Source organism: Mesorhizobium sp. M7A.F.Ca.US.007.01.2.1 (genome assembly GCF_003998165.1).
Lineage (GTDB): Bacteria > Pseudomonadota > Alphaproteobacteria > Rhizobiales > Rhizobiaceae > Mesorhizobium > Mesorhizobium ciceri.
Genome location: NZ_RZQP01000413.1, coordinates 1 through 2,624 on the forward strand (window position 1 = coordinate 1; position 2,624 = coordinate 2,624).

The following is a 2,624-nucleotide window of genomic DNA, read 5'->3' on the forward strand; positions in this document are numbered from 1 at the left end:
CTCAATGTGCTGACGGTCGGCCGCCATGGCGACTTCCTCAGGCTGAAACGGGTCGAGCACGAACGCCACCGCCAGCGGGCCGAAGTCGAGGCCGACGGCGTGCTCTACGAGATCGACCTGCCGCTGGCCGGTGATTTCCAGATTTCGAATGCGCTGGTTTCGGCGGGTCTTGCCATTTCCACGGGAACACCTGTCGCCAAGGCCTTAATGGCGTTGGAGAAACTGAAGGGCGCGCCGGGCCGGCTCGACCTCGTCGGCACCACCGGCAATGGCGCGCCGGTCTATGTCGACTATGCCCACAAGCCGGACGCGCTGGAAAACGTGCTGGCTTCGGTGCGGCCGTTCACCACCGGCCGCGTCATCGTCGTGTTCGGCTGCGGCGGCGACCGCGACCGGGGAAAAAGGCCGATCATGGGCGAAATCGCGACGCGGCTTGCCGATGTCGTCATCGTCACCGACGACAATCCGCGCTCCGAAGTGCCGGAAACGATCCGTGCCGCTATTTTGGCCGCTGCTCCAGGTGCCATCGAGATCGGCGACCGGCGCCAGGCGATCCACGAAGCGGTCGCCATGCTGCATGCCGGCGACACGCTGATCGTGGCCGGTAAGGGCCACGAGGAAGGCCAGACGATCGGCTCCGAGACCTTGCATTTCTCCGATCATGAGGAAGTCCGCGCGGCACTCACGGAGCGCGCAGCATGAGCTTGCTGTGGACCTCCGAAGCGCTGGTTGCCGCCATGGACGGGCGGCCGCTCGGGCCGATGCCGGATGGCATTTCAGGCATTTCGATCGACAGCCGCAGCCTGCAGCCGGGCGACGCCTTCTTCGCCATCAAGGGCGAGGCGATGGACGGCCATGACTTCGCAACCGCCGCCATCAAGGCTGGCGCTGGCGTGCTGGTGGTGGCCGAAGGCAAGCTGCCGTCGCTCGGCCGGCTGACAGCGCCGATCATCGTCGTCGAGGACGTGCTGGTCGCGCTGGAAAAGCTTGGAGTTGCATCGCGCGCCCGGTCGAGCGCGAAAATCATCGCTGTGACCGGTTCGGCCGGCAAGACCACCACCAAGGAAGCGCTGCGCCATGTGCTGCAAGCCGTAGGCAAGGTGCATGCCTCGGCGCAGTCCTTCAACAATCACTGGGGCGTGCCGCTGACCTTGGCGCGGATGCCTGATGATTGCGACTATGCCGTGTTTGAAATCGGCATGAACCATCCCGACGAGATCCGTCCGCTGGTCAAGATGGTGAGGCCGCATGTCGCCATCGTCACCATGATCGCGGCGGCGCATCTCGGCTTTTTCCGTAATCTGGACGAGATCGCCAAGGCCAAGGCCGAGATTTTCGAGGGGTTGGAGCCCGAGGGGGCCGCCGTCCTCAACCGCGACGATGCCCGATTCAAGCTGCTCGACAAGATGGCCCATGCCGCCGGTGTCGAGCACGTCTACGGCTTCGGCGAGAATGCGCGCTCTACCTTCAAGCTCACCAAATGCGAACTGCATGCCGATCATTCCGACATCACCGCCAGGATCGGCGGCCACGAAGTGACGGCGCGGATCGGCGCGCCCGGTCGCCATATGGTGCAGAACGTGCTGGCGGTGCTGGGTGCGGCGCATCTGGTCGGCGCCGATCTCGACAAGGTTGCTTCAGCACTGGCCGATCTCTCCGCCGAGCGCGGGCGCGGCAAGCGCCATGTGCTGCGCCATCCCGGTGGTTCGACTTCGAGCCACCCCGGTGGACTGATCACGCTGATCGACGAAAGCTACAACGCCAATCCGGCATCGATGGCTGCTGCGATGGCGTTGCTCAACGCGACGCCGGTGACGGGCGAGGGCCGCCGCATCGCCGTGCTCGGCGACATGCTCGAACTCGGCGACCATTCGACCAAGCTGCATGCGGCCCTTGCCGATCTCATCGTCGGCACGGGCACGCAGACCGTTTTTCTTGGCGGCCCGGAAATGCGGGCGCTGGCCGAAGCGCTGCCGGCTGACATCAAGACGGAATACCGCGCCGGTGTCGAGGAGCTGAAGCCGGTGCTGCTTGCCGCGCTCAAGCCGGGTGACGTGGTGATGATCAAATCGTCGAAGGGCATCGGTTTTGCAAAACTGGTCGATGCGCTGCTGGGCAAGTTCCCGGCTGAATCGACAGCCAGAAAACAGACCTAGGTCGGGGGACGAAAGCGCATGTTCACACTGCTCGTCGATTTTGCGGACAAGGTCTCGGTCTTCAATGTCTTCCGCTACATCACCTTCCGCACCGGTGGCGCGCTGATCACGTCGGCGCTGATCGTCTTCATCTTTGGACCGACCATCATCAATTCGCTGCGGCTGCGGCAAGGCAAGGGCCAGCCGATCCGCGCCGACGGGCCGCAGACACATTTCAAGAAGGCCGGTACGCCGACCATGGGCGGGCTGATGATCCTGTCGGGCATCATCGGCTCGTCGCTTTTGTGGGCGAACCTGTCGAGCATCTATGTCTGGGTGGTGCTGCTGGTGACGCTGGGCTTCGGCTCGATCGGCTTTTACGACGACTATCTGAAGGTCACCAAGCAGTCGCATCTCGGCTTTTCCGGCAAGGCACGGCTGGCGCTGGAATTCGTCATCGCCGGCATCGCCGCCTGGGTGATCATGCAC

2 protein-coding genes and 1 pseudogene are annotated in these 2,624 nt (G+C 64.1%); all 3 read left to right on the top strand.

What is annotated here, in order from left to right:
* On the top strand, positions 1–702 hold a 702-nt coding region (locus EN949_RS34475; RefSeq protein ID WP_281039802.1), incomplete at its 5' end, for a cyanophycin synthetase.
* A complete protein-coding gene (locus EN949_RS34480; RefSeq protein ID WP_013530953.1) occupies positions 699–2,156 on the top strand; it encodes a UDP-N-acetylmuramoylalanyl-D-glutamyl-2,6-diaminopimelate--D-alanyl-D-alanine ligase in 1,458 nt (485 codons plus the stop codon). The genes EN949_RS34475 and EN949_RS34480, both read left to right, overlap by 4 nt.
* 18 nt (positions 2,157–2,174) lie before the next feature.
* Positions 2,175–2,624, top strand: a pseudogene (mraY, locus tag EN949_RS34485) (phospho-N-acetylmuramoyl-pentapeptide-transferase); the annotation flags it as partial.